Raw genomic sequence first — 266 nt, forward strand, 5'->3', positions numbered from 1 at the left:
CGTAATAGCTCACTGGTCGAGTCGGCCTGCGCGGAAGATGTAACGGGGCTAAACCATGCACCGAAGCTGCGGCAGCGACGCTTATGCGTTGTTGGGTAGGGGAGCGTTCTGTAAGCCGTTGAAGGTGACCTGTGAGGGTTGCTGGAGGTATCAGAAGTGCGAATGCTGACATAAGTAACGATAATGCGGGTGAAAAACCCGCACGCCGGAAGACCAAGGGTTCCTGTCCAACGTTAATCGGGGCAGGGTGAGTCGACCCCTAAGGC

General features: G+C 56.4%; 1 rRNA gene. It reads left to right on the top strand.

Features of this window, described 5'->3' with window-relative positions:
• Positions 1-266, top strand: a 23S ribosomal RNA gene (locus tag ACMV8I_RS21535); the annotation flags it as partial.

Origin of the sequence: Ewingella sp. S1.OA.A_B6 (assembly GCF_049889095.1) — a bacterium.
Classification (GTDB): Bacteria; Pseudomonadota; Gammaproteobacteria; order Enterobacterales; family Enterobacteriaceae; genus Ewingella.